Here is a 25,508-nt window from a genome sequence, read left to right as displayed (position 1 = left end):
GGCCGGCGTGGCCCAGCAGACGAGCAGAAGCTGGCCGACCGCATCAAGGCAGCCCTGTCCAGGTCGCCGGCTATCAATGCTCGTTTGCGTGCTCGTTCCAGGCTGCGAGATCAGCGCGCGGAGCGTGCCGCGACGTCCGCCGCGGTGGTGGCCGGAGGACAGTGGGTCGCGTCGTCGACGAGGGCTGGCACCGTCGGCACGGCGACCGGCAGGAGTAGCAACGCGGCGGCGCCGGCGGCGGCGAGGTAGCGCGCGGCCAGGCTGAGGGGACGGCTGGGGGCGAGCAGACGGCGCACTCGTTCGGCGGCACCGACGCCGGCCATCCCGAGCGCGGGCGCAGGTACCTGGCCGGCGACCAGGTCCAACAGGGCGCAGGCGACGGTACGTGGGGTGGTGCGGCGGGCGGCGCTGTCGTCGGCGGCCATCTCGACCAGGCGGCGTACCTCGTCGTCAGCGACGGTGAACAGCGGCAGTCGGGGGAAAGCGCGGGCCAGTACCGCCGTGACGGTGGTGATCAGGTAATGGTGGCCACGCAGGTGGGCGTGCTCGTGGGCGATCACGGCGTCCAGCAACGGCGGGTCCAGCAGCGAGAGGGCGCCCTCGGAGACGACGACGAGGCGGCGCCGCGCGGGCAGGCAGTAGACAGCCGGGACGGGGTGTTCGACGACGAGGATGTCGCCGCGGGCGGGGTGGCGACGGCCGACCATCCGCAACGCGGCGGCGTGCCGGCGCCGCAACCGCCGCTGCGGCCATGCGACGGCCGCCGTCGCGTACATGATGCGCGCCGCGATGACCGCCAGGACACCGATTCCAGCTGCGTCCATGGCCAGCGACACAGCGGTGCGGGAGATGTGGTGCAGCGAGATGCCGCACGCCATGACCAGCGAGATGATCGCGTGGCCGACGGTCAGCAGTGGCACGACCAGCAGGGCGCCGGCGAGGCAGACCGCGGCGACCGCGGACAGGCACGCGGCGATCCAGACGCCGATGCCCAGCCTCGGCGCCCTGCGGGTCCAGCCGGCGGCGCGCAGCAGCCGCGGCGCGAGGAACAGCATGATCAGGATGTAGCCGGTCAGCAGCGGGGCCGCCACGTCAGCCGGTGCCCTTCTCCTGGGCCCGCCAGCGCAGCGCGTCGCCCAGCGCCTCGGCCTCGGCGGCGTCCATCGACCGGACGAAGTGCAGCAGCGCCATCCCCGGGTTGTCGGTGCCGGACAGCACCTCGTTCAGCTGCCGGGCGGTGTATTCGCTGCGCGTKAGCGTCGTGGCATAGACGTACCCGCGGCCGACCCGCTCCCGGGTGAGCCAGCCCTTCTGGAAGAGCCGATCCATCACGGTCATGACCGTGGTGTAGGCGAGGGGACGGGCCTGCTGCAGCTCCTCCAGGATGTCGCGCACGGTGGCGGCTTCCACGCGTGCCCACATCCGGTCCATCACCTCGGCCTCGAGGTCGCCGAACAGCTCCATTCCGCCTCCATCACCCGCCCGCCCATGCGGAGTGTGCCGGAGCGCGTCTCCGGACGTTGCGATGGTGTCACGGCTCGGCGGCCGTCGACCGGGCGGATCGGCCGCCATCGGGGGAAGCGCTCACGAAAACACCAAGGGACCTCGGACCGACGTCCGGCGGCTGTCGGCTGCGGGGGTTTGTGGTCCGAGCAGTTCCGATGGCCGCGGCCGGTGCCATCCACCCCACGCGACCTACTATGGCGTGTAGTTGTTAGGCTGTGCCCGCTATCGCCGTCGGACCGAACGCCGAGTCCTGCCCCCGGTCCGGCGATACCCCTCCGACGCAGCCGGGGCAGGAGCGGGGGAACCACGTTCCACCGGGCGCCGCATCCCTCCGGCGGCGCCCTTGGGGTGAAGCCGGGCGTGTTCGACACGGCCGGCCGGGCTCCCAGCCCGAACCCGACAGCTCACCTCGCAGGCGTCTGGGAAAGGTTTCACGTGCAGGCACGCGAACCACAAACGTCCGAACGGAGTCCCGCCACGGCCCGGCGCGGTCGTCACCGCGCCCGCGCCCGCTCGGGGACGCTGCTGGCTCGGACTTCGAGCCGCGCCACCTTCGCGGTGATCACCACGGGCACCGTGGCCGTGTCCGGGGTGGCACTGGCTGGCTCTCTCGGCCCCGGCGCAGCGGACACGGACACCGGAGCGCACAGGATCACCGCGAACTCCCTGGGCGCGGCCTTGGGCACCGAGACGACTCCCGCTGCGGCCTCCACCTCCGGGTCGGCCCTGCCGGTCTCTCTCCACGTGCGCACGGCGGTCTCGCTGACGCCGGCCGTCCCCGACGTCACGGTGAACGCCGACGAGCCGGTCGAGGTCGGCTTCCGGCTCACCACCCGAGGCGGCGGTGCCCTCGCGGACCAGGACATCCTCGTCCAGGCACTGTTCCCGACCGGCTGGACGACGTTCAAAGCACTACGCACGGACGCGGGCGGCTACGCCAGCTACGCGGCGCGGGTCCTGACGACCACCCAGATCAGGGCGACATTCGCGGGCGGCCCGGAGCTGGACGCCGCGACCTCCGACGCCGCGGTCGTCCGCGTCCGCCCCGCGCCGCCCGCGACCGCCGCCCCGGCCGCCGCCCGCGGGCCCGCGGGCGAGACCATCGCCGACGCGCCCACCGGCGCGACGACGATCGGGGAGAAGGCGGTGTACCTGGCATCACTACAGGCCGGCAAGCCATATGTGTACGGGGCGGAGGGGCCGTACGACTTCGACTGCTCGGGGCTGGTGCAGTACGTCTACAAGCAGCTCGGCATCACGCTGCCCCGCACCACCGACCAGCAGTTCGCGGCGACGACCCGGATCTCGCGCGGCTCCGAACAGCCAGGGGATCTGATCTTCTTCGGCGAGCCGGGGTCGATCTACCACGAGGGCATCTACGCCGGCGACGGAAAGATCTGGGTCGCGCCGAAGAGCGGTGACGTGGTCAAGCTCGAGGCCATCTGGACCTCGTCCTACTACGTCGGCAGGGTGCGGTAGGACCAGACGGGTGCCCGTGGGCCGGTCCCACCGTCCGGCCCGCGGGCACCCGCGGCGGCATCCGAGCAAGGACGCGTCGGCGATCGGTCCTCACGATGCGGTCATCCGGCCTCGTACCCGGTCTACTGCGCCTGGTGGCCTGCGGCTGTGTCGTCGAGTGGCCGCTGGGCGCGGCCGAGGATGTGGGCGGTCGACGGAAGGAACCGCAGGGGTCGGAAGGTGAACCGGGCGATCTCCTCGACGGCGAAGCCGGCGGCGCGAATGGCCTCGGCCGTCCGGCGGTTCGGGTGGCAGCCACCACCGCCCTTCGCCCACAGCGGCGTGATGAGATCTTCGGCCAGCCCTCGCAGTCGATGCTCGGACCGCACGTGTTCGTAGAACCGCAACTGCCCACCCGGCCGAAGCACCCGGCGGACCTCGGCCAGCGCACTGGTTGGGTCGGGGACCGAGCAGAGCACCAGCGAGACCACCACGGCATCGAACTCTCCGTCGCACCCGGGAAGCGCACCCGCCTGGCCGGCGATCACGCGCACCGGCACGGGGGCGTCCGCCGCGGCCTGGCTGGCGAGTCCGCGCAGCTGGTCTTCGGGCTCGACCGCCACCACCTCGCGCACCTCCGGCGGATAGTGGRCAAAGTTCGGCCCGTGGCCGGCCCCGATCTCCAGCACCCGGCCTGCGAGTCCGGCGAGCAGGCGGTCGCGGTGGGCGGCCGAGCCACGCCGGTCGGACTCGGCGCTCATCCGTGGGTAGGACCGGGCGAACCGGGGATGCTGCAAGGCCGACAGATCATTCCTCACCGCTCACAACCCTTCCAGCCCGGGTCGTCCTTGTTTCCCAGCCTGAGCCGCGCTGCTTCCGGACACCAGGCCACCAATCGGCCTGCTTGCCGACCAGGAGGAGGCGACGCAGGTCACGGACCGGTCCGCGGCACAGCCTGGCCGGAGCCGCCGAGGGTGCGTCCTCGCGCTACTCAGAACGGGCGGTGCCCGGCTTCTACCCGGCGAGAGATGTGATCGTCGCCACGGGCGGGTGCCCGCGCCGCGGACCCGCCGCCACCGCGCCGGCCTGCGGCAGCGTCGGCATCCGTGACGTCAGGCCCGGTGAAGGTCCGGCCGGCGTCCGCGCGCCCACCGGTGTCAGGGCCGGTGCCCTCGGCGTCGCCAGTGCCCGTGTCGCCGTGACGGCGCCGTGGCAGGAACCCCGGAGTAGACGCGGCATAGGCCGACCAGCGTTCGCCGAACCGCGCGGCCACCTCCCGTTCCTCGCTACGGGCCAGCCGAACATAGACGGCGACCAGGATCGGGAACATGACCAGTGTGGGGATGGTCGGCCACTGCAGCAGGAAGCCGACCATGACGAGAAGGAGACCGTCGTATTGGGGATGCCGGACCCGGGCGTAGGGGCCGGTGACGGCCAGCTTGTCGGTCCGGGCTGCCTCGTGCAGCACCCGCCACGCAGCGGCGATCAGCCAGAAGCCGCCGCCGATGAACACGTAGCTGGCGAGGTGGAACGGGCTGAGATGCGGATCACCCTTCCAGCCGATCAAGTCGTTCCATAGATGCCCGCCCGCGTGGGTGTCGCGCAGCAGCGGGAACCGCGATCCCAGCCAGCTTCCCAACAGGTAGATCGTCAGCGGCGCTCCGTACATCTCGGTGAACAGCGCCACCAGGAACGCGGTGAACCCTCCCATCGCCCGCCAGTCTCGGCGGGTCCGCGGGTGGAAGAAGCTGACCGCAAAGGCGGCGAACAGCAACGTGTTGAGAACGACCAGGGGCCACAGACCGTACGCAGCGTCAGCCATCGAGCACCGCCATCTCCAGGGCTTCTCGGCCTCTGACCGGGCGGTCCTCACCCGTGGGTTCGCGGCAAGTCATCGTGGTCGYGGTCGTCGGTGCGGCGAGCGTGGTCGTCGGTGTGGTCCTGGTCGTTCCCTCCCATCCCCATGGCCCGCATCATCACGAACATCATCAGAGCGCATCCGGCGATCAGCAGGAGCGAGACCAGAGCCGCCGACGGCAGCCCGRCGACGAGAAAGACGATCACTGCGACTGCCGCGATCGCCACGTAGATGGGCAGGTGCTTCTTCATGTTCATGGCTCTCCTCCTCAGTGCCTCGTGAGGAGTGTTTCCGCTGGCTGAGCCGTCGAAAAGGGGACGACCGGGGGTGACCGGTGGGGCCGATGCGCACGCCGTCGCATGCCACATTACCTACTATTCAATGTAGTAGAAAATGCTTTTGGGTGCTCAGCCGTCAGTCGAAGGCTCCGCTCTGCCCGTCGACTCCATGGCCGTGGCCTGGYCTCATCCAGTGCAGGATGCCGACCGCGGCGCCGAGCATCGCGAGCAGGCCGCCGGCGAGCACGAAGGGAGAGGCGGGCCGCCAGTTGAGCAGGCCGACTCCGGCCGGGGCCCACGAACTGGCCGACGCTGGTCGCCGTGCTCTTCATCCCCAGCGCCGCTCCGGCGTGGTCACCTCTGCCGGCCGATACCAGGGCGGACAGGTTCGGGGTGACGACGGCGGAGCCCGCGGCGAGCAGCGCGACCACGCCGAGCACGACGGCGAAGTCACGCGTGATGACGATCGCGGCGATGCCGATTCCCATGACGACGAATCCGGCCGCGACCTGGACGGTCGGGGCGGCGACCTTCGACAGCGCGCCGGCCGCGGCGACCTGCAGTGCCGCCATCACCAGCCCACAGATCATGAACGCGACGCTGGCCCGAGCAGGCCCGATCCCCAGCCGGCTCTGCCCATAAAGCACGAACGTTCCCTCGAACAAGGCAAGGCCCGCCGAGGAGGCAGTAACCAGACTGAGCAACCCATGCAGCCCCTTGCGAGGTCGTCTGGGCCCGTCACAACCGATACGGCAGCCGTCGCCGTCACGGAGCGCCGGGTGTGACGACGAGTCCGGCAGGTCGTCGAGCCATCCCCAGACGCGGTATCGTTCGCCGACCCCACATCCTACGATGAAGCGTAGTAGGTACTTGGACGCCTCTCGGCGTGCATATCTACCCGTCGCGACGGTGCAGGGTCCCCTACCTCCGGGGGGTATGCCGAGAGAAACTGGCACCGCATCGCGGAGGTGGGTTCCCGGCGATGGGAAGCCAGCCGGTGACGTGCCGCTGCGCGGCGGCCGGTGAGGCCGTTTCCGCCGACTCACCGGTCGCCACCCGGTCTGTCCGAAGGAGGGGAGCATTATGACGCGGAAGAACCTGCCGTCGCTCGCGCTGGCCCTGGTGGTGGCCGCCGTCGTCGCTGTCCTCACGGTCAATTTGCCGGCCGGCGTCCTGCTGCCGCTGCTGCTGGTGCTCGCGTGCCCGCTGACGATGTTCTTCATGCACGGTGAACACGGCATGCACGGCGGCGGCGGTTCGCATCAGCACCGTGACACGCCAGGCCCTTCGTCTCATCAGCCGTCCTCACCTCACTCGGAGGCGTCGAAGCCGACCCGCGACGCACCGTCGGGCGAGACCAGGCGGATCTGATCGTTCCTGGCCACGCCTTTCACAACACTGCCCAGGCCGCGCGCCGGATTGGAGCTGAGCATGCACGCTCACCACGGCGGATCCGGACGGCCGCCGCTCGCGACGGTTGTTCTGCAGGTCTCGGGGATGCGTTGCGCCACCGAGAAGGCGCGGGTGGAGGCCGTGCTGGGGCGCCGGCCGGGGGTGGTCGTGGTGGCGGCCAACCCGGTGGCGCAGACCGCGGTCGTCACGTACGACCCGGCCCGGACATCCGCCGAGCAGCTCGCCGGCTGGATCCGGGACTGTGGCTACCACTGCGGTGGGCAGTCCGTTCCGAAGCATGTTTGTGATCCGCTCGCGGAGCCCCTTCAGGCTGGTGGCCACGGGCCTGAAGGGGCAGCCCCGGTGCCCGGAACGTCGGATCGGGCGGCGGTGGGAACCCTGGAACCGCCTCAGGCCGATGCCGTCCACGAGGGGCACGCCGCCCACGAGCACGGTGGGACTCGGGTGACGTCGCCGCACGAGGCGATGGGCCATGGCGGGCACGGGTCCATGTCGATGGCGGCGATGGTCGCGGACATGCGCAACCGGTTCGTGGTGGCCGTGGTCTTCGCGGTGCCGATCGTGCTGTGGTCATCGATCGGCCGTGACGTGCTCGGGTTCCGCGTGGCCGCGCCGTTCGGTCTGCGGGACGACGTGTTCCAGCTGGTCCTGAGCCTGCCGGTGGTCTTCTGGTCGTCGTGGATCTTTTTCGACGGTGCGGTGCGGGCCCTGCGTGCCCGGACCTTGGACATGATGGTGCTGGTCGCGGTCGCGATCGGCACCGGCTGGGTCTATTCGCTGGTCGTGACACTGACGGGCGGTGGCGAGGTCTTCTACGAGGCCGCGGCCCTGCTCGCCGCGTTCGTGCTGCTCGGCCACTGGTTCGAGATGCGCGCCCGCGGCGGCGCGAACGACGCGATCCGCGCCCTGCTCGAGCTCGCCCCCGAGCAGGCGCTCGTCGTACGTGACGGCGAGCCGGTCGCGGTGCCCACCGCCGAGGTCGTCGTCGGAGACCTGCTGCTGGTCCGCCCCGGCGCCAAGATCGCCGTCGACGGGGTGGTGGAGGCCGGCGAGTCGGACGTCGACGAGTCGATGGTGACCGGCGAGAGCCTGCCCGTGCACAAGGCGCCCGGCTCGCAGGCCATCGGAGCGACCGTCAACACCAACGGCACGCTGCGGGTCCGCGCGACCAAGGTTGGCGCCGACACCGCGCTGGCGCAGATCGTCGCGCTCGTCCAGGAGGCGCAGAACAGCAAGGCTCCCGGGCAGCGGCTGGCCGACCGGGCCGCGTTCTGGCTGGTGCTGGTCGCTCTGCTCGGCGGGCTGGGCACGTTGCTGGTCTGGCTGTTCGCCACCGGCCGGCCCGCCCGCGAAGCGATCCTGTTCGCGATCACGGTCGTGGTCATCACCTGCCCGGACGCGCTCGGGCTCGCGACCCCAACCGCGATCATGGTCGGTACCGGTCTCGGAGCGCGGCGCGGCATCCTGTTCAAGAACGCCATCGCGGTCGAGTCCGCGGCCCGCATCGACACCGTCGTGCTGGACAAGACCGGCACCCTGACCAAGGGAGAGCCCGAGGTCACCGACCTCTTCGCCGCGGCCGGCGTCGCCGAGAACGAGCTGCTGTGGCTGGCCGCCGCGGTGGAGCGGGAATCGGAGCATCCGCTGGCCGCCGCGGTTGTTCGGTACGCAGGCACCCGCGGGCTGAAGCCGCCGCACGCGGACGGGTTCGTCAACGTGCCCGGCCACGGTGCCGTCGCGACTGTGGACGGACGCCGGGTCGCGGTCGGGAACCTTCGCCTGATGACCCGAGAAGGCGTCGAGGCCGACGAGCTCGGCGAGCGTCGGGACGCGCTGGTCACGGGCGGTCGGACCGCGGTACTTGTCGCCGTGGACGGTAAGGCGGCCGGGCTGATCGGCCTGGCGGACGCGCCTAGGCCGACCGCGGCCCAGGCCGTCCGGGCCCTGCACGACGCCGGCGTCGAGGTTGTCATGCTCACCGGCGACAACGAGGCGACCGCGCGGCGGATCGCCGGACAGCTCGGCATCGACACCGTCATCGCCGAGGTGCTCCCCGGCGACAAGGCGGCCAAGGTCGCCGAGCTGCGTCAGGCCGGGCGGCGGGTGGCGATGGTCGGCGACGGCGTCAACGACGCGCCGGCGCTGGCGGGCGCCGACCTGGGCATCGCGATCGGCGCCGGCACCGACGTGGCGATCGAAACCGCCGACGTGGTCCTGATGCGCTCCGACCCACTCGACGTGCCGGCGGCCCTGCTCATCGGCCGCGGCACACTGCGCAAGATGCGCCAGAACCTCGGCTGGGCTGTCGGCTACAACGCCATCGCCCTACCGATCGCCGCCGGCGTCTTCGAGCCCGCCACCGGGCTCACCCTCCGGCCGGAGATCGCCGCCCTGGCCATGTCCGGCTCCAGCTTCCTCGTCGCCGTCAACGCCATCCTTCTCAAGCGTCTGCGACTGCCCCGCACGGTCGCCGTGCCTGGACCGGCGACGGCAGTCTCCACCGTCACCGCCGACCGACCGCCGGTTCACCCGGCGAGGTAGGTCCTTCGACAGCGACTGCCCAGCAGTGGGGATGAGACGTCTTTGGCTCTTCACCCTGGTGAATCGCTGTAGATGCCAGAGCCGGTGGCAAGGGAGTCATGCCAGGTGCCGGTCGCGCCCGGGTGGTGGGTTCCGGTTGGTGGAGCCCACCACCCAGGTCAGGGGGTCAGATCTTCTGGAGGAGTGTCTGCATGGTGGTGATCTCGGCGGTCTGGTTGGTCACGATCGCCCCGGCCAGCTGCTTGGCCGGGCCGTAGTCGCCGTCGCGCTGCTCCGTGGTCGCCATGGCGATCGCCCCCCGGTGATGCTGGATCATCATGGTGAGGAACATCCGGTCAAAGCCGCGGCCAGAGGCGTTCTCCAGCATCGACATGTCCGCCTCGCTCATCATCCCGCCCATCGAGGCACTGGGCGTGGCCATCGGCATCGACGACATGTCGCCGTGATCCATATCCATCCCGCCGCTGGCGCTCGGCGCGGCCGTTGGCTCGCCCCAGCTGGTCAGCCAGCCGGTCATCGTCGTGATCTCCGGGGCCTGGGCCTCGCGGATCTTCTGGGCCAGTGCCTTCACGTCAGGCGAGGACGCCCGGGTGGGGGCGAGGTCCGCCATCTCGATGGCCTGCTGGTGATGCGGAATCATGCCCTGTGCGAACGCGACGTCCGCCGCGTTGTGATCTTCGCTGGCGGTCGTGCCCATCGAGCTCATGGAACCGCCGGAACCAGCGCTGGCACCGGTCGAGGCGCCGCCGCACGCGGCGAGCACGACCGCGGCCAGCACGGCACCGAGCAGCATGACGAGTCGTTTCATGAATCCCTCGCAAGAGGTCGTCTGGATGTCCGGTTCTCGGACGGGGACGCGTCATCGCCCGCGTGTCCATGCCAGACAGGGGTCCGCCGCCCGACGTCATGCGCCGGACGCGCGACGCGCCGTGTGACAGGCACAGGCACAAACGCCATGTGGCGGGCAGACAGCCAAGCCGGCTACGCGATCACGATGTGGATCGCGGGCCGCGGCACGCCACGGATGGCCTTCAGCGCGGGCGGGGGCGTCGGTTTACAGACGAAGCACGCAGAGGGCGGACAGTAACGGCCCCGTCGGCCGTGAGAGATATCGGAGCCGACCCTGACCGGCCCTGAGTGGTCCCGGCAGCGCCTCGCCGCCGCGGACACCGACGAACAGAAACACCAGCAGCAGACCGGCGAACAGCACCACGGAGCGCAGCACCGCCAGGCACAACTCACCCGCATGACCGTCATGGCCGGGAATGGCGGTCAGCATCCTGGCCGCGCCGGCCAAACCCACATCGTGGTCGGCATGCCGGGTCGGGACGGGATCCGGTGCCATCGAGACCAACGACGCAGACGCCGACGTCGGCGTCGCCATGCCCACCTCGCCGCTGGCCGGCGCCATCCCGGCCCGGGACTCCATCATCATGCCGGCGCCGAGGTGAGTGCCCAGCCCGCCGTGCATGAGCAGGATCCCCAGCAGCACCGCCCCGACCAGCACCAGGCTGCGTACCCCGACACGGGGGACGGCMAGGCGACTGGCCGCGCGACGAGCTGGGCTGGTCACGGCCTCATCCTTCCAGATCCACACGGCGACCATTACGCGTCACGCCCGCACCAGTGATGCACCGTTCTCGTCCAGGACTGGCGGTCACAGAGATCTACAGCACGCGGCCGACCCAGTACGTGGACGTGTAGATCGGCTCCAGCTTCACGACGTCGCCGGTCTGCGGCGCCGCCCACATGTAGCCGTTTCCTGCGTAGATGGCCATGTGAGTGATGTTGTCGGGAGAGCCGAAGAACAGCAGGTCCCCGGGCTGCTTGGCCGACTGCGGCACCCGCAGCGTCGCCTCGAACTGCTGCTGCGCGGTCCGGGGCAGGTAGCGACCGAGCTGCTTGTAAACGTATTGGGAGAAACCGGAGCAGTCGAACGCGTACGGGCCCGTCGCGCCCCACACATACGGCTTCCCCCTTTGCAGGGACGCCAGGTAGACCGCCTTCGCCCCGATCGTGCTACCCGGGATGGCGGCCACACCGGTAGGGCGGGTCGGGGTGGGGCTGGTGACGGTGACCGTGGCGGCGGCGGCCACCGACGGGCGCAGCGAGGCCCCGCCGTCGAAGACCGCCGTGACCGTGGTGGTCGACAGCAGCCGCGCGCCGATCCGCGCCATCCCCTCGTCGTCGGTCCGCAGCGTCGCACTCCTGGACCAGCGCGTTCCAGCCACGACGACGACGTTCACGTTCTCGCCCGCGACAGGCGCTCCCGTCGTCGCGTCGCGGACGTGGATCGTGAACCGAGCCTCCGCGTTCGGGGCGATGGCGGACTTCTCAGCCTCGATCGTCGTGGTGGTGAAGTCGGGAATCGGGTCGGCGAGCGCCGCCGCGAGCGAGTCGGGAGCACGCTCAGCGGCCGGTGCGGCGCCAGCGCCGGCGCCGGCGCCGAACATCGCCGCCTGGGTGACCGGAGCGCTGTCGACCGGACCGATGTCGCTGCCGGTGGTCGTGACCGTCGCGGCAAAGCTGGCGGTCGAGACCGCGAGGCCGCTGGTTGTCAGGGCCGCGATCGCGGCTACCCGGTTCTGCCGCCGCGTGAGGCGAAACGCCCAGCCCGTGGAACGCCGGACCGTCTCGGCCGGTGGCCGCCGGGGGCGATGACCATGCTGGGACCAGGCCTCGTCCGCGGACGGACGGTCACTGTAGGGAGCAGGCAACGCACATCCTTCCGTAGGTCCGCCATCGAGGCGGGCACGCCGATCCCCCGTCCGCTCCCGTTCCGTTTCTAGGAGTTCGAGGACGGCGAGCACCGGCGGATCCGCGGGCTCGCCTCCGCTCCCGCCCGACCGCGATGTCCGAGATCTCGGACTCGGGGCAGGACTGGCGCGGCCCGGCGCTGCTGACGACGTCAMCCTAGACCACTATGATGCGTAGTAGATAGGGGCGGGTCACCTCAAACCGGCCGTTCCCCGCAGATGGGTACTTAGCGTAGTTTTCTGTGTGGATGCGCCGATAGGCGGCCAGCCTGACACTCGGGCTAGGGATGCAACCGGAAGCGCCGCTACGATCGATCATCGTTCTTGCGGTCGCGGCGGAAGGCCGAGCACCTACCCGCACATGCGGCCCACCCTGTGCGGCCGGCGGGGTCAGCCGTCGGCTCCACAAGCAGTCGCGCCAAGACGGTCTGTAGGTCCATGGGAGTGACAGTGTTGATGAACGGGGCGGCGGTGCGCCCCCGACAGTCCACGATCAGCGCGCTGGGACGGTGGTGGCGGCCAGGCCCGAAAGGCCGCCAGGCGGGCGGCGGTCGGGGCATGTGGATCTCCGTGCGGCGTGTGAGCCAAGGAGTTCGGGGCCAAAGAGCCGGCGTCAGGTGCAGCTACGTCATGGGGAAAACTAGTCACCCAGGCACTGCGGACGCATCGGGTGCTCGACGCGGCCACAACGCGACGGTCCGGCTGGCGGACCAGCGGGCGTCCCGAACACGCCGATGGCCGGTGCGCCGGCTTGAGATCACCGGGCACCGGCCCAGCCGGCGTCAGTTCTGCCGAGTGCCGCACCACTGGGTGGGATCAGGGGCTCCGGTGTTCGGCACCACCTCGAACGCGGTGCCGGCCTCGTTGACACGGACGAATATGTAGCAGAGGGTGGGTTCGCTGTAGCGGCTGAGGTCGATGTCGGGTATCAGGCCGCCGGCATTGTAGTTCTTCTCCGCGCGCAGGTTGGTGATGAATGACTGGCGCGTTGGGCAGTCCCCAGCGAGTTCAAGGCCACGGATGAACTCGTCCGCCGTGACATACCCCACCAGAGTGATGTCGTTCTCGACCTCGGAGGACTCCGGCGCGAACGCCACCATGGCCCGCCGGTAGTTGTCCATCGCGGCCGACTCCACGCTGAACGGCGTGTGGTTCRCCATCAGCGAGATACCGGTCGCCGCGGTGCCGTACTTGGCAAGCATCTCGCGGCCGTCACCCGAGCCGTTCAGCGCCACCTTGATCGTCACGCCAGCCTTCTTGGCCTCGTCGTAGACCGCCACGAAGTCGTCGGGTGTCAGCGGGCCGAAAAGAGCATCCGCCCTGGCGGCCCGGATCTTCGCGGCCACGCTGACCGGGTTCGTGACCCCGGCGGTGAAGGGAATCGTGTCCACCACCTCGATGCCCTGAGAACGCAGGCTGACGGCATACGACTGGCTGAGCTGGACGACCGACGGTGACGACGGATCGGTGACCACCACGGCGCGGGTGGCTCCGAGCTGGTGCGCGAACACCCCGAAGGTCGTGATGGGGGAGGTCGGGGTCGGGAGGACGGCGAGCGTGAACATGTTCCGGTGCTGGGTCCACGCCGCCTCCGCCGGCAGCCCCGTGATCGGGATGCCCTGCTGGTCCAGCCTGTCGGCCACGTTCGTGATGTTGAGGGTCTCGGCGATGAGACCGAAGACGCCCTCCCCTGTCACCAGCTCCCCGGCCGCGTTCTCGAAGGTCCGCGCATCTCCCCCGTCGTCCTTCCACGTCAGTTCGATCTGACGCCCGTTCACTCCACCGGAGGCGTTGGCCAGACGGACCCTGGCCTCGACACCCGCGCGCGTGGGTCCGAGCGTCGCGGCGATGGGACCGCTGTCGGGGTAGATCAGCCCCACCTTGATCGTGGTGGGGGTCACGCCGGGGCTGTTACACCCCCCAGTTCCACCTACGGCCTGACCGCTGTCCGAACAGCCGATCGCGGCGAGCGGGATGACCATACTGGCGAATACCGCCGCCACCTGGTGCCGGCGTAGGCGAGCAGACAAGGACTCCATCTCCTTAGGGCAGGGAAAATGAGAGCCACCAGACCCTCGGGTAAGCAGGTCTTTTGGCCCCGGGGACCGGTCGGTGAACCAGCAGGAGGCAATCTGAAGCCGGCCGGGCTGAGAATCCCGGCGGCGTGGATGGCATCAGCGTTTCGACACCATCAACCACATCGGCGATCGCCTCTCAAGCGAGATGACGCACAGGGTAAGACGATAGTGACATTCTCAGGGCAGGCCCGCCTGATATCGCAAACACCCAGAGCGCGATTCTCGGATCGAGGAGCCTGCCGCCCAACGAACCATCGGCTCGACAACTTTCCTCCGGCCAGCCTTCGCCGGTTCCGCGAGCCGCGGACGGTGCCCGGTTATGGACGCCGGGTCATACGGTCGATGCCGGCAGCGCTGTGCCCTGCCGTTGTCGTCACCACTCCTGGTCGTTCTCGACGGCGGTGAGGGCGTCGTTGTCGGCGACGGCGGTTCCGATGCGTGTCAGGAGCAGGCTCGTGATCGCGGGGTCGACCTTGAAGGTAATGCCCCACATGAAGAATCCCTGAACCATGCCGCGACGCACGCCCAGCCAGGCGTGGTCCCAGGACGGGACGTCGACGCCGCCGGCGCGCAGCCGGTCGAGGTAGTGACCGACCAGGTCGCGCTCGGTCCGGCGCCGGTCCTCCACGGTCAGTGCGGACGCGATGTGGTAGCCGACGTCCAGGTACCAGGGCGCGCGCTGTGCAGTCTGCCAGTCGACGAACGATGGCCGGCCGGCGCCGTCGAGGAAGACGTTGCCGACGTGCGCATCGCCGTGGATCACCGTCCATCGGCGCACGGACTCGACCCGCCCGGCYAGCACGCGGTAGGCCGCCTCGAGCCGCTCGGCGTCCCGCGCCTCGACCGGCACCCCGGCACCGATCGGCCCGCCGAAGTTGTCCCGGATCTCCTGGACGCCGCGGACCAGCAGATACATGCTCATGCGGCTGGCGAGCCAGTCGGCCTTCGCGAGTGCCGGGTCGCCCCAGGCCGCCGCGTGCAGCCGGGCGAGCTCGCCAAGGCTCTCGGCGGCCTGGTCGGGGGTGTAGTCGCTGCGGGCGTCCAGGAAGACCGCGCCCTCGGCGACGACGTCCTCGGTGATGACGACCCCGTGGCCGGTCACGGGATCGACGTCGGCGTAGACGGCGCGCAGCGTCCGCACACCCGCCGAGGCGGCCACATCACGGTAGAAGGATGCCTCGAAGGCTCCGATCACCGCGGCCCCACGGCCCTCGTCCGTGAAGTAGCCCTTGACGCAGAGGTTGGGCGACAGCCCCGCCGGAACACCGCCAACGCACTCGATCGTGAACCTGGCGTTCGTCGCCACTCGGCTGATCACTGGGCCGGGTGTGACGGCGCTGACCTCGATGCCAGGGAACCTCCGGCCGAGCGCCGCGGTCAGCCACGCCGGCGTCAGCAGCTCTTCCAGGCTGTCCGGCACCCGCGGCGGAGCACATATGCCCGGCCCGGCGACCACACCAGCGACGGCCGCGTTGTCATTCTCGGAGACGAAGGTCACAGCACGGCCTCGCGGTTCCCGGACGACGACACCGCACCGCCGGACGTCGCCAGGTGGTTAGCGGTCAGCCCACCCACGCCCAGCAACAACACAACCGTTGGCTGATGAGGCGGCAGCACCATAGGCCCAAACAACATTCTTCTCTCTTCCATCGCGGAGGGTTGGGTGTTGGCTGTGACGGACTTGCGCGGAAGCCCCGCCGCCTGTTCCGGACAACGGTGAACGAGACCCGTCGCAGGTCTGTGAAGTTCTGCTGGTAGACGGCGCATCCCGACTACCGCTCCCCTGCCGTCCCGCGCCGGGTCGATACCACATCCCACGACATCGCACGGCGGCCCGGACCGCGATGTGGGTCCGTAGCTGCCAGGCTCGGGCTTGCGCTCACCAGTGAGTTGGCCTCCAGCTTCCCACACATCAACGATCCAAAATTTCTGGTAGACAGCTCTTCCAGAGGTGAGAGTCATGTTCTAGTTTTCGACTGCGCCTCACCTTATAGTGAGCCGCGACGATCACTGGAGGGTGCTCTCGATGGAGGCAGACGTGGGCGCGGTTGGCGGCGTGAGTGTCGTCGGCACGGCGCAGCGGGTACTTTTGCCCGTTGCGAGCCCACCGTTGGCCGTCTGGAGAGCAGACGTAGTCCCGGCCAAGCCCCTGAGAGATGCCCTGCGCGGCGGTCTCGTATTGCTCCCATCCCCCGCCGAGAAGGCAGCATGCGCTGCTCGCCAGGTGGCCGTCGTCGGCGATGGGCACGGACCGATCCAGCGGCACGCGACCGCCATGTGCCGGGGTCCGGCGTGAGCGCGGCCGTCCCCCTGGACCGGGACCGCATGCGCGAGCTTTTCGACCTGCGCAGCAGCTACAACGCCCTGTTCGGCGGCAGCTATCAGGACGATCCCTACCCGGTATGGCACCGGCTGCGGGAGCAGGCTCCGGTTCACGCCGGTGTCGTCCATGAGCTGACGGGGCACCAGCAGCCAGCCTTCTTCCAGGGCCTTCCCTTCGACGACCGGCCACACTTCTCGGCATTCACCCACGCGGCGTGTGACGCAGCGTTCCGGGATGCCGAGGTGTTCGCGTCGTCCAGCGAGCCAGTAGATCCGAACGTCGGCCCGGTCGACGCGCAGAACAGCCTGCTGACGATGGGTGGCGCCCAGCACCGCAGGTACCGGGCGCTGGTCCAGCCCTCGTTCGTCCCCAACAAGGCTCAGTGGTGGATCCGCAATTGGATCGAAGAAACCGTCCATCTCCTGATCGACGGCTTCGTGGGTGACGGCCGAGCGGAGCTCAACGTCGACTTCTGCGCGGCGATACCCGTCCTGACCATCACCGGCAGCTTCGGCGTACCGGTCGAGCAGGCACTGGACGTCCGCGCTGCCCTGCGCAGCGCCGACGACCTCGTGGCGATGATCAAACCCATTGTGGCGGCCCGGCGCGGCCTGCCTCAGGACGACCTGATCAGCGTCCTGGTCCAGGCCGAGCTAACGGACGAGGATGGCATCGCCCACCGACTCACCGACGCGGAGATCCACTCCTTCGTGGTGCTGTTGCTCACAGCCGGATCGGGCACCACGTGGAAGCAGATGGGTATCGCCCTCACGGCGCTCCTGCAGCGACCGGAGGTGCTCGCCGCGGTCAGGGCGGACCGCACGCTGCTACGCCCGGCCATCGAGGAGTCGCTGCGGTGGATGCCTACCGACCCGATGTTCTCCCGGCACGTCACCCAGGACGTCGACTTCTACGGAACGCACCTGCCCGCAGGTGCGGTGCTCCATCTGTGCCTGGGCGCGGCGAACCGGGACCCCGCCCGATGGGACAGGCCGGACGAGTTCGACGTTGGTCGCGCCCTGCGGCCGTCGTTCGCGTTCGGCGGGGGGCAGCATGTCTGTCTCGGCATGCATGTCGCCCGGGCCGAGATGCGCGTCGCCATCGGTGCCCTTCTCGACCGGTTACCCAACCTCAGAGTCGACCCGGACGCCGAGCCCCCACGTTTCATCGGCATGTACGAGCGTGGCGCCACCGAGATTCCCGTCGTATTCGACTGACGCCACTACCGATCACCTGGAGGTCCGGATCGTACCGAAGCCCGGCTGCATCGCTTCCGATCTCGACGCCCGGCCCATCTACGGCACCCGCCGGGCCGAGACCGCGCGGACGGCCCCCTCGCCATCCCGTCACCGTCGTGACGACCGATAGCGTGTCCGGCGTGTCCTGGACCGAGCACGCCGCCGATCAGTCGCCACTCGTCCAGCGCTCGCGGTCACGCACGTTGCGACAGATGAAGATTCTCGTCGAGGCGGCGAAGCGGCTGGTGGTCGACAAGGACAGCCGGTTCACGACGCAGGAGGTCGCGAAAGAAGCAGGCATGGCGCTGCAGACGTTCTACCGGTACTTCTCGGGCAAGGACCAGCTGCTCATCGCCGTCATCGAGGACCTGATAACCGAGCAGGTCCGACGCCTCGAGGACGCCACTCGTGACGTCGCGGATCCCATGGAGCGACTACGTCGGCACGTCACGGACACGGTATCCCTGATAGACGCCGGCGGAGAGGTGGCGTCCGCCTCGCGGTTCATCGCGAGCGAGCGCTCCCGCCTTCATCGCCAGTATCCGGGTGACCTGAGGCGAGCGACGCAGCCCTTCGCCAGTCTCATCGCGCGCGAACTGCGGGCGGCGCGCGATGCCGGACTGATAGCGACGACCGACATCGATCAGGATGCCGCCCTCGTCGCCAGGATCGTCATGGCCACCTATCACGAGTACGCGTTCACGGAACACGAGGAGTCGGTGGAGACCATCACCGAGCATCTCTGGGATTTCTGCCTGCGCGGCATAGGAAGCAGCCGTAACCGGAGTCGCACCACTCCGACGGGCTAGGCGGTTCGTTCGAGCGGTACATCCCGCGTGGTGTATCACCCCCGCCCGTCGCCACGATGCGAGGCAGGCAGCGGCGACGGCGACGTTCCACCCACGGCCCGCGCGCCGGAAATCGGCCTCTCGGGATCGGTCCGCTCGGCATCTGTCACCCGATGTCATCAATCACGCACCGACGATAAGGAATGCCCCTCCATGAAGCAGCGCGAGCTCCCGCCCGGCATCGCATCGACCACGCACCACGGGTGGTCTGGCTCCCAGACCTCGGCCGGCTGACCGGGAAGGCACGGCATGGCTGGCTCCTCACTAGGCGGAGATCTTTTCAAGGCGATCCTCCAGGGCACACCGCCGGGCGCCGTCTACGCCCTGGTCGCTCTCGGCTTCGTGCTGACGTACAAGACGTCGGGGGTCTTCAACTTCGCGTTCGGTGCTCAGGCGTACGTGTCCGCCGCGATGTACTTCAAGGCCAGGCTCGACTGGGGCTGGCCGACGGTCCCGGCGGTCGTCGTGTCGGTGTTCGTCCTGGCGCCGGCGCTGGGGCTGCTGCTGGAGCGGCTCATCTTCCGCCCGCTGCGGACGGCGCCGGCGGTGGCGAAGCTCGTCGTCGCGGTGGGGCTCGCGGTGGCGATCCCGAACCTGTTCGACATCCTCTTCGGGTTCTCGCCGCGTTCGGGGGCGACGCCGGTCGGCGTCGTGCCCGACGGGGCCGGGGTGTTCTACGACCCGTTCGGCAGCTACGCGTTCAGCCGCAACGAGCTCGTCGACATGGGCGTCGCGCTCGCGGCCCTGGTCGCTCTCGGCACGCTGTTCCGCTGGGGTGACCTCGGGCTGCGGATGCGGGCGGTCGTCGAGAGCCCGCGGATGACCGAGCTCAACGGGATCGCGGCCGACCGGATCTCAGCGTTCGCGTGGGCGTTGTCGTCGCTGTTCGCGGGCGTGGCCGGGGTGCTGATCGCGCCGCGGTTCAACACCCTGGCCGCGGGCGACTTCTTCAGCCTGATGGTCGTCGCGATCGCGGCGGCGGCCGTGGGCAGGCTCGTGAGCCTGCCGCGCACGGTGGCCGGCGCCTTCATCCTCGGCATCGGGATCGCGCTGCTGAACACGTTCCTGCCACGCTGGGCGGACGATCATGCCTGGCTGAAGACGGTGCAGGACAACCTGACGCCGTCGGTGCCGTTCGTCGTGCTGTTCGCCGTGGTCGTGCTCGTCCCGAGCATCGCCCGCGCGCGGGAGTCCACCGACCCGCTGGCCGGAGTCGAACCACCCCCGCCGTCGGTGCACGGACGGGTCCGCGACCCGAGGGCGACGCTCGTCACCAGGCTCGTCGCGGCCGTGTTGCTGCTGGTGGTCGCGGTCGTCGTGCTGACGGTCGGCAACCAGCTGTGGGTCTATCTGGTGACCCAGGCGGTGGCCATGTCGGTGATCTTCCTGTCGATCACGGTCATCACCGGAATGGCGGGGCAGATCTCGCTGTGCCAGGGCGCGTTCGCCGCGATCGGCGCGTTCACCGTGTACCAGCTGGTGGCCCACTACAACATGCCAGTGCTCGTGGCCTCGTTGGTGGGCGCGGCGGTCGCGGCGGCGGTCGCCGCGGTGCTGGCGCTACCGATCCGCCGGCTCGGCGGGATCTGGGTGGCGATCGCGACGATGGCGTTCGCCTACGCGTTCGACGCCGTGGGCGTGAAACTGTCCTGGATCGGCGGCGGCGACGCCGCCATCATGACCGGCACCGCGGTCCCACGGCCGCTGATCGGCACCTGGGACCTGGCGAACGACAAGAGCTACCTGGTGTTCGCGGCGCTCGTGCTGGTCGTGGTCGCGCTCGCCGTGACGGCGCTGCGCGCGGGCACCTTCGGCCGGACACTCGCGGCACTGCGGGGCAGCGAGCTCGCGGCCGGGGCCATCGGGATCTCGGCACCCCGGGCCCGGCTGGTCGCGTTCGCGGTCTCGGCGTTCATCGCGGGTCTGGGTGGCGCGCTGTTGGCGATGTCGCAGGAGTCGGTGAACTACGACACCAACTTCTCGCCGTTCGCGGCCATGTTCTGGCTGGTGATCGTCGTGACCCTCGGCGCGCGGACCGTTCCCGGCGCGTTGAACGCCGCCGTCGCGTTCTCGCTGTTCGACCAGCTCATCCTCAAGGGCGACCTGTTCGGCTGGATCATCGGCGGCTCGGACAAGCTTCCGGGCCTTTTCCCGATCACCGGCAAATGGGTGTTCGTCCTGTTCGGGCTGGCGGCCGTCCAGTTCGCCCGTCACCCCGAGGGCCTCGTCGAACGCGGCTACGCCCGGCCGTCGTTCGCGGACAGGCTGTTCCCCCGCCTCCGAGGCGCTCCGGCCGACGACCTGCCACCCTCGCCGCGGCCGGCCGTCCCCGGCGTGGCGAACCAGGACGCCGCGGACGGGACTCGGGACGGCACCGCGAACCGCTCCGCCGGGGCGACCACGGCGGTCGGCGCGCCGACCGGGCCCGCCGCCGCGTCGGCGCGAGAGGAGGACCCGGTTCGATGACACCCGTCATGTGCGCCCGCGGCATCACGAAGAAGTTCGCCGGCATCACCGCGCTGCACGACGTCAGCATGCAGATCGAGGCGGGGGAACGGGTCGGCCTCATCGGCCCGAACGGCGCTGGGAAGACGACGTTCTTCAACTGCCTGCTGGGCGTCATCCCGACGGGCGGCGGCACGGTGGAGATCGCCGGGCGCGATGTCAGCCGACTGCCCGCCTTCCGACGGGCGAGGCTGGGCCTGGGCCGGACCTTCCAACGCATCGAGCTGTTCGGGGACTGCACGGTGCGCGACCACCTGTTCATCGCCGAACGCGTCCGGCAAGGCCACGGACGGCTCTGGAAAGACCTCCTCGGCCTCGGCGGACCCACGAAGGACGAGATTGCTCGTTGCGACGAGGTTCTCGCGCTACTCGGGCTCACCGACCTCGCCGACGAGCCGATCGAACGGCTCTCCCTGGGCCAGGGCCGCCTGGTCGAGGTCGGCAGGGCACTCATGACAGAGCCCAAGCTCCTGCTCCTGGACGAGCCCTCCTCGGGCCTCGACCGGCCCGAGGTCGCCGCACTGGCCTCCACGCTGCGCGACGTCCAGGCCGAGCAGGGCTTCGCCATCCTGCTCGTCGAACACGACGTGGAGCTGGTCACCGACTTCACCACCCGCTCCTACGTCCTCGACTTCGGCCGGCTCATCGCCGAAGGGCCCACCCGCGAGATCATGACCAGCGACCGGGTACGCGCCGCCTACCTCGGCGACCTCGAGGTGGCGCGATGACCGGTCCCACGACCGAACCAGGAAAAGACACCATGTCCACCCCGGCGACCCCCGACGAAAGACGGACCGCGGACGAGTACGCGGTCACCGCCGGCGAGACGGCCAGCGGCGACGCGGTCGGCGGCGGCAGGAACGGCGGCTCGGCGCCCGTTCTCGAACTCGACAACGTCCACGCCGCCTACGGACCGTTCCGCGCCCTGTTCGGCGTCTCCCTCAGCCTGGCGAAGGGCGAGGCGCTGGCCCTCGTCGGCTCCAACGGCGCGGGCAAGACCACCATCGCCCGAGTGGCATCCGGCCTGCTCCCACCCGGCCACGGCACGGTCCGCGTCGACGGCGCCGACCTGACCGGCAAACCGACTTTCCGGTTCGCGCGAGCGGGAATCGCGCACGCGCCCGAGGGGCGCTCCGTCTTCGGCACGCTCAGCGTCCAGGAGAACCTCACGCTGTCCTTCCGGCGGGTCCTCGGCCGAGGCGGGGTCCGCGGCGGYCTCGAGCATTCCTATGAGCTCTTTCCCGTCCTCGGCCAGCGCCGCAAGCAGCTCGCCGGCAGCCTCTCCGGCGGCGAGCAGCGCATGCTCTCGATGGCACGCGTCCTGGTCGAGAAACCCAAGGTCCTCGTCGCCGACGAGCTCTCCCTCGGCCTGGCGCCGAAGATCGTGGGCGAGCTCTACGACAGCCTCACCCGCCTCCGGGCCGACGGGGTCGCGCTGCTCCTCGTCGAGCAGCACGTCAGCCACGCGCTGCGGCTTGCCGACCGGGTCGCCGTGCTCGACCACGGACACGTCGTCTGGGCCGGCAACAGCGACGACGCCACCCAGCGCGTGGCCCAGGCGTTCGCCGTCGGTGCCTAGGGCGCCGAGCCGGCATCGCTGACCAACGCGCAGGCCCCACGCCTGTCCGTCCGCGGGCTGTGCCTGGTCGGCTCCGAGCGTCTCCACTCGGCAGGACCCGTCGGGGCGGGAGCGGGATCGGCGTTCGCGATGCCGAACAGGGAAGAATTCGCACTTCTGAGGAGGAAGAAATACGTGAGAAAATCTGGCATCAGGCAGCGCGACGCGGCTGGAGGCGGTCCGCGTGGAGGCCATACTGGCCGTAGGCTGGGCCGGCTGACGGTTCTCCTGGTCGCACTCGCACTCGCCGTGACGGCCTGTTCGAACTCGGCGGGCGGAAACTCGGGCACGTCGGCCGCGAACGACTCCGCCGCGGCGCAGGGCAAACCCACCGGACCCGGCGTCACCGACGACGAGATCCGCTTCGCGATGCTCGGGACCAAGTCCAACAACCCGCTGGGAACCTGCCTCCTGGACTGTTTCCTGTCCGGGGTCAACGCCTACTTCGCCTACCGCAACAGCGAAGGTGGCCTCGACGGCCGCAAACTGGTGGTCTCGAGGACGATCGACGATCAGCTGGGTAGCAACCAGCAGGGCGCGCTGCAGATCACCTCCTCGAACGACACTTTCGCCACGTTCGCGGCACCGGTCGTCGGCAGCGGGTTCAAGACCCTCGCCGCCGCCAAGATCCCCCTCTACGCACTCCCCGCCAACAGCACCGAGATGGCCGGCAACGACTCGATCTTCGCCAGCTCCGGCGCCTTCTGCATCGAGTGCACCCAGGTGTACTGGACCTATCTGGCCAAGCTCGCCGGTGCCACCAAGATCGCGGCGCTCGGGCTGGGGGTCTCCGCGGTCTCCAAGAACTGCGCGAACGGAGTGGTCAAGTCCATCGACCAGTACGGCGGCCAGTTCGGGCAGAAGGTCGTCTATCTCAACGACAGCCTCCCGTTCGGCCTACCGAACGGCGTCGGCCCCGAGGTCACCGCCATGAAAAGGGCCGGAGTCCAGCTCGTCATCGGCTGCGTCGACCTCAACAGCATGAAGACCTTCGCCCAGGAAATGGAACGCCAGGGCATGGGCGCGGTTCCGATGGCCCACCAGAACACCTACGACCAGAAGTTCGTCGCGGACGCCGGCAGCCTGTTCGAGGGCGACTACGTCCTGTCCACCTTCCGGCCGTTCGAGGCCGACCCGGGTACCTCCGGGCTGAAGGACTTCATCACCTGGATGGGCAAGACCGAGGCCGACGTGACCGAGAACGCCATGATCGGCTGGATCGACGCCGACCTCGCCTACCAGGGCATCAAGGCCGCGGGCTCATCGTTCTCCCGTGCCTCCGTCATCGCCGCCACCAACAAGATGACCGCCTACAGCGCTGACGGGATCATCAACCCGATCGACTGGACCCGCCAACACGAATCCCCGACCGAGGGCGACCCGGTGACCCACGGCTACAAGCAGAAGTGCATCTCCGCCGTCAAGGTCCACAACGGCGCGTTCGAACCCGTCGCCGGTAGCAGGTCCAAGCCCTTCATCTGCTGGCCGGTCACCGCAAAACCAACCTGGTCCGAGCCCACGTTCACCGACTTCAAGTAGTCGACAGCCGCTGACCATCGTCCCCGGGGCTGGACCGCCGGCCCTGGGGACGAGCCATCAGGTCACCGTTGCGGCTGTGGCCGTGCGTCTGCTCCATCCGTTCTTCGGTCAGGTCATATTGATCAAGCCGACGAGGGACTCGAACCCAATGCCGCTTGATTAGCGGGATGGTCGTGTTGTCAATTTCAACACACCAATAGACTGTCCGGGTTAGGGCAACCCGGGCTGGTCATTTGTCGAAGATGGACAACGCGCTCCGTCGGCGCGTTGATCATGGTCTGGTCCGCCCAGTTCCACCGCGGCTTGGGCTGGGCGCGTCGCGGCACTGCGACCACGTGCCGAAGGACGAGCAACTCGATGTCCTTTGGACGCCGATGAACGACCGAGCAGCGTCAGCCAGCCACACACCCGAACGAAGATCAGGTAGAGGGGTCAGCCAGCGCGTCGGCGCTGATCAGCGTCCCGTCGGAGATTCGGTAGGCGGCGCTGAATCGGATCGGGCGGCCTGGGCGAACTTGCGGACGGTGCGGCGTCCCATCCGCAGTTGGCGGGCGATCGCCCGCTCGGTGTGGCCAGCGGCGAGCAGGTCGTGCAAGGCCGTATGGGTGCGTCGGATCCGTTCGACTGCCCCGTCTAAGCAGACCTGGCCCGTGATCAAGGCTCTGACCAGGGCAGCCCTGGGGCCGCATCCCTAGGCGTCTCACTGAAGCCGGTCCGTCGATCTCGTTTGGTCGCCAGGAGCCGGACAGGCGGATGTCGGCGCATAGCGGGGCGGGCCAGGCGCGTTTGGAACCGTGAACGAGGCCGGCCAGCGGAATGGCCGTTGCCCGGCGAGGTGGACGAGGACCCCAGCCGATCGGAGCCGAGGGTGCGCGCGGATGAGAAACGATCATTTGAGGCGTTCATGGGAGACGCTGCCGACCGGTTACTACTGACCGCGCACTGTTGCGTCGGTGGACGCTGTGGTCCGTCCCGGCGGCCAGGCATGATCGGATGATGGCGCACCGCCGTCCTCATCCGCCGGTCCCGGTCTCGGCCTCGGAGTTCGCCGGCTTCCGGTTCCCACCGGAGGTGATCGTTCTGGGAGTTCGCTGGTATCTGCGGTTCGCGTTGTCGTACCGGGACATCGAGGAGTTGCTCGCCGAACRCGGCGTCGACGTTGATCACGTGACCGTGTACAGGTGGGTCCGCCGGTTCACCCCGCTGCTGATCGACGCCGCCCGGCCCTGTCGCCACAGCCCGGGCGACAGGTGGTTCACGGACGAGACATATGTCAAGATCGCGGGCCGGTGGCGCTACCTGTACCGAGCGATCGACCAGTACGGGCAGGTCATCGACGTACTCGCCTCCGAGAATCGGGACCTGGCCGCGGCGCGTCGGTTCTTCACCGCCACGTTGTCGCATGGTCGTCGCCCGGTGGAGGTGACCACCGACCGGGCCCCGGCCTACCCACGCGTCCTCGACGAGCAACTGCCTGCTGCTCACCACGTGGACGCCCGCTACGCGAACAACCCGATCGAGGCCGACCACGGCCGGTTGAAAGCCCGGC

22 protein-coding genes and 1 riboswitch are annotated in these 25,508 nt (G+C 69.5%); of the genes, 10 read left to right on the top strand and 12 right to left on the bottom strand.

All coding sequences use genetic code 11. The features are described from left to right. Window positions 1–110: 110 nt before the first annotated feature. The 3 genes from BCD49_RS35225 to BCD49_RS45550 form a co-directional block, all read right to left on the bottom strand. Window positions 111–1,091 (bottom strand): M56 family metallopeptidase, encoded by a 981-nt coding sequence (locus BCD49_RS35225; RefSeq protein WP_007507503.1) that lies wholly within the window; start codon window positions 1,089–1,091, stop codon window positions 111–113. A 1-nt stretch (window position 1,092) separates the two neighbouring features. Then, window positions 1,093–1,464, bottom strand: a complete 372-nt coding sequence (locus tag BCD49_RS35220) for a BlaI/MecI/CopY family transcriptional regulator (protein WP_007507505.1) — start codon at window positions 1,462–1,464, stop codon at window positions 1,093–1,095. A 308-nt stretch (window positions 1,465–1,772) separates the two neighbouring features. Further along, window positions 1,773–1,939, top strand: a riboswitch (cyclic di-AMP (ydaO/yuaA leader). Window positions 1,940–2,000: 61 nt separating this feature from the next. After that, the gene (locus BCD49_RS45550) at window positions 2,001–2,258 is read right to left on the bottom strand and encodes a hypothetical protein (RefSeq protein ID WP_232794037.1); all 258 of its coding nucleotides are present in this window, start codon (window positions 2,256–2,258) and stop codon (window positions 2,001–2,003) included. Between BCD49_RS45550 and BCD49_RS45545 the strand changes: the two genes are divergently transcribed. Further along, window positions 2,251–2,985: a C40 family peptidase gene (locus tag BCD49_RS45545; RefSeq protein ID WP_232794036.1), complete on the top strand. Its 735-nt coding sequence runs from the start codon at window positions 2,251–2,253 to the stop codon at window positions 2,983–2,985. The two genes, BCD49_RS45550 and BCD49_RS45545, sit on opposite strands and share 8 nt — an antisense overlap. A gap of 122 nt (window positions 2,986–3,107) precedes the next feature. On the opposite strand, the gene BCD49_RS35210 is transcribed toward BCD49_RS45545, so the two are convergent. The 4 genes from BCD49_RS35210 to BCD49_RS43310 form a co-directional block, all read right to left on the bottom strand. Then, window positions 3,108–3,725: a class I SAM-dependent methyltransferase gene (locus BCD49_RS35210; RefSeq protein ID WP_071042385.1), complete on the bottom strand. Its 618-nt coding sequence runs from the start codon at window positions 3,723–3,725 to the stop codon at window positions 3,108–3,110. Between the two features lie 230 nt (window positions 3,726–3,955). Then, on the bottom strand, window positions 3,956–4,786 hold the full coding sequence (locus BCD49_RS35205; protein WP_007507509.1) for a methyltransferase family protein: 831 nt from the start codon (window positions 4,784–4,786) through the stop codon (window positions 3,956–3,958). A 47-nt stretch (window positions 4,787–4,833) separates the two neighbouring features. Next, window positions 4,834–5,079 (bottom strand): hypothetical protein, encoded by a 246-nt coding sequence (locus BCD49_RS35200; RefSeq protein ID WP_071042375.1) that lies wholly within the window; start codon window positions 5,077–5,079, stop codon window positions 4,834–4,836. Between the two features lie 110 nt (window positions 5,080–5,189). Next, window positions 5,190–5,804: a hypothetical protein gene (locus tag BCD49_RS43310; RefSeq protein WP_158072987.1), complete on the bottom strand. Its 615-nt coding sequence runs from the start codon at window positions 5,802–5,804 to the stop codon at window positions 5,190–5,192. A 379-nt stretch (window positions 5,805–6,183) separates the two neighbouring features. Between BCD49_RS43310 and BCD49_RS35190 the strand changes: the two genes are divergently transcribed. Both BCD49_RS35190 and BCD49_RS35185 read left to right on the top strand, forming a co-directional pair. Further along, window positions 6,184–6,471 carry a DUF2933 domain-containing protein gene (locus BCD49_RS35190; protein ID WP_007507514.1) on the top strand — a complete coding sequence of 96 codons (288 nt, stop codon included), beginning with the start codon at window positions 6,184–6,186 and terminating at the stop codon, window positions 6,469–6,471. A 60-nt stretch (window positions 6,472–6,531) separates the two neighbouring features. Next, the gene (locus BCD49_RS35185) at window positions 6,532–9,054 is read left to right on the top strand and encodes a heavy metal translocating P-type ATPase (RefSeq protein ID WP_051466253.1); all 2,523 of its coding nucleotides are present in this window, start codon (window positions 6,532–6,534) and stop codon (window positions 9,052–9,054) included. A 166-nt stretch (window positions 9,055–9,220) separates the two neighbouring features. Here the strand turns inward: BCD49_RS35185 and BCD49_RS35180 are convergent, their stop codons facing one another. The 5 genes from BCD49_RS35180 to BCD49_RS35160 form a co-directional block, all read right to left on the bottom strand. After that, window positions 9,221–9,862, bottom strand: a complete 642-nt coding sequence (locus BCD49_RS35180; RefSeq protein ID WP_007507519.1) for a DUF305 domain-containing protein — start codon at window positions 9,860–9,862, stop codon at window positions 9,221–9,223. A gap of 246 nt (window positions 9,863–10,108) precedes the next feature. Beyond that, complete coding sequence (locus tag BCD49_RS35175) at window positions 10,109–10,627, bottom strand: hypothetical protein (RefSeq protein WP_131803628.1); 519 nt, start codon at window positions 10,625–10,627, stop codon at window positions 10,109–10,111. 94 nt (window positions 10,628–10,721) lie between these two features. Beyond that, window positions 10,722–11,771 (bottom strand): C40 family peptidase, encoded by a 1,050-nt coding sequence (locus BCD49_RS35170; RefSeq protein WP_007507525.1) that lies wholly within the window; start codon window positions 11,769–11,771, stop codon window positions 10,722–10,724. Between the two features lie 821 nt (window positions 11,772–12,592). Next, window positions 12,593–13,711 (bottom strand): ABC transporter substrate-binding protein, encoded by a 1,119-nt coding sequence (locus tag BCD49_RS35165; RefSeq protein WP_241832458.1) that lies wholly within the window; start codon window positions 13,709–13,711, stop codon window positions 12,593–12,595. Between the two features lie 550 nt (window positions 13,712–14,261). Continuing rightward, window positions 14,262–15,386, bottom strand: a complete 1,125-nt coding sequence (locus tag BCD49_RS35160; RefSeq protein ID WP_007507528.1) for an aminoglycoside phosphotransferase family protein — start codon at window positions 15,384–15,386, stop codon at window positions 14,262–14,264. A gap of 827 nt (window positions 15,387–16,213) precedes the next feature. On the opposite strand from BCD49_RS35160, the gene BCD49_RS35155 reads away from it, so the two are divergent. The 7 genes from BCD49_RS35155 to BCD49_RS35125 all read left to right on the top strand — a co-directional run. Beyond that, window positions 16,214–17,428, top strand: a complete 1,215-nt coding sequence (locus BCD49_RS35155) for a cytochrome P450 (RefSeq protein ID WP_035927796.1) — start codon at window positions 16,214–16,216, stop codon at window positions 17,426–17,428. Between the two features lie 152 nt (window positions 17,429–17,580). Continuing rightward, window positions 17,581–18,258 carry a TetR/AcrR family transcriptional regulator gene (locus tag BCD49_RS35150; protein WP_241832457.1) on the top strand — a complete coding sequence of 226 codons (678 nt, stop codon included), beginning with the start codon at window positions 17,581–17,583 and terminating at the stop codon, window positions 18,256–18,258. 288 nt (window positions 18,259–18,546) lie between these two features. Continuing rightward, a complete protein-coding gene (locus BCD49_RS35145; protein ID WP_007507535.1) occupies window positions 18,547–20,763 on the top strand; it encodes an ABC transporter permease in 2,217 nt (738 codons plus the stop codon). Beyond that, window positions 20,760–21,530, top strand: a complete 771-nt coding sequence (locus tag BCD49_RS35140; protein ID WP_007507537.1) for an ABC transporter ATP-binding protein — start codon at window positions 20,760–20,762, stop codon at window positions 21,528–21,530. Before BCD49_RS35145 ends, BCD49_RS35140 begins: the two co-directional genes overlap by 4 nt. Beyond that, window positions 21,527–22,381 (top strand): ABC transporter ATP-binding protein, encoded by an 855-nt coding sequence (locus tag BCD49_RS35135; RefSeq protein WP_007507538.1) that lies wholly within the window; start codon window positions 21,527–21,529, stop codon window positions 22,379–22,381. The genes BCD49_RS35140 and BCD49_RS35135 overlap by 4 nt, the downstream gene beginning before the upstream one ends. 288 nt (window positions 22,382–22,669) lie before the next feature. Next, window positions 22,670–23,959: an ABC transporter substrate-binding protein gene (locus BCD49_RS35130; protein WP_232794034.1), complete on the top strand. Its 1,290-nt coding sequence runs from the start codon at window positions 22,670–22,672 to the stop codon at window positions 23,957–23,959. A gap of 993 nt (window positions 23,960–24,952) precedes the next feature. Next, window positions 24,953–25,508: IS6 family transposase (locus tag BCD49_RS35125; RefSeq protein WP_083401885.1), on the top strand; the 556-nt coding region annotated here is incomplete at its 3' end.

This window comes from Pseudofrankia sp. EUN1h, assembly GCF_001854645.1.
GTDB classification, from domain to species: Bacteria; Actinomycetota; Actinomycetes; order Frankiales; family Frankiaceae; genus Pseudofrankia; species Pseudofrankia saprophytica.
The sequence above is the reverse complement of the archived record's forward strand: the minus strand, read 5'-3'. Positions and strand labels throughout refer to the sequence as shown.

What these genes read in the sequence shown, in the direction of transcription:
- BCD49_RS35205 (WP_007507509.1), bottom strand. Translation starts at nt 4,786, where the DNA reads ATGGCTGACGCTGCGTACGGTCTGTGGCCCCTGGTCGTTCTCAACACG.
- BCD49_RS35190 (WP_007507514.1), top strand. Translation starts at nt 6,184, where the DNA reads ATGACGCGGAAGAACCTGCCGTCGCTCGCGCTGGCCCTGGTGGTGGCC.
- BCD49_RS35185 (WP_051466253.1), top strand. Translation starts at nt 6,532, where the DNA reads ATGCACGCTCACCACGGCGGATCCGGACGGCCGCCGCTCGCGACGGTT.
- BCD49_RS35180 (WP_007507519.1), bottom strand. Translation starts at nt 9,862, where the DNA reads ATGAAACGACTCGTCATGCTGCTCGGTGCCGTGCTGGCCGCGGTCGTG.
- BCD49_RS35155 (WP_035927796.1), top strand. Translation starts at nt 16,214, where the DNA reads ATGCGCGAGCTTTTCGACCTGCGCAGCAGCTACAACGCCCTGTTCGGC.
- BCD49_RS35145 (WP_007507535.1), top strand. Translation starts at nt 18,547, where the DNA reads ATGGCTGGCTCCTCACTAGGCGGAGATCTTTTCAAGGCGATCCTCCAG.
- BCD49_RS35140 (WP_007507537.1), top strand. Translation starts at nt 20,760, where the DNA reads ATGACACCCGTCATGTGCGCCCGCGGCATCACGAAGAAGTTCGCCGGC.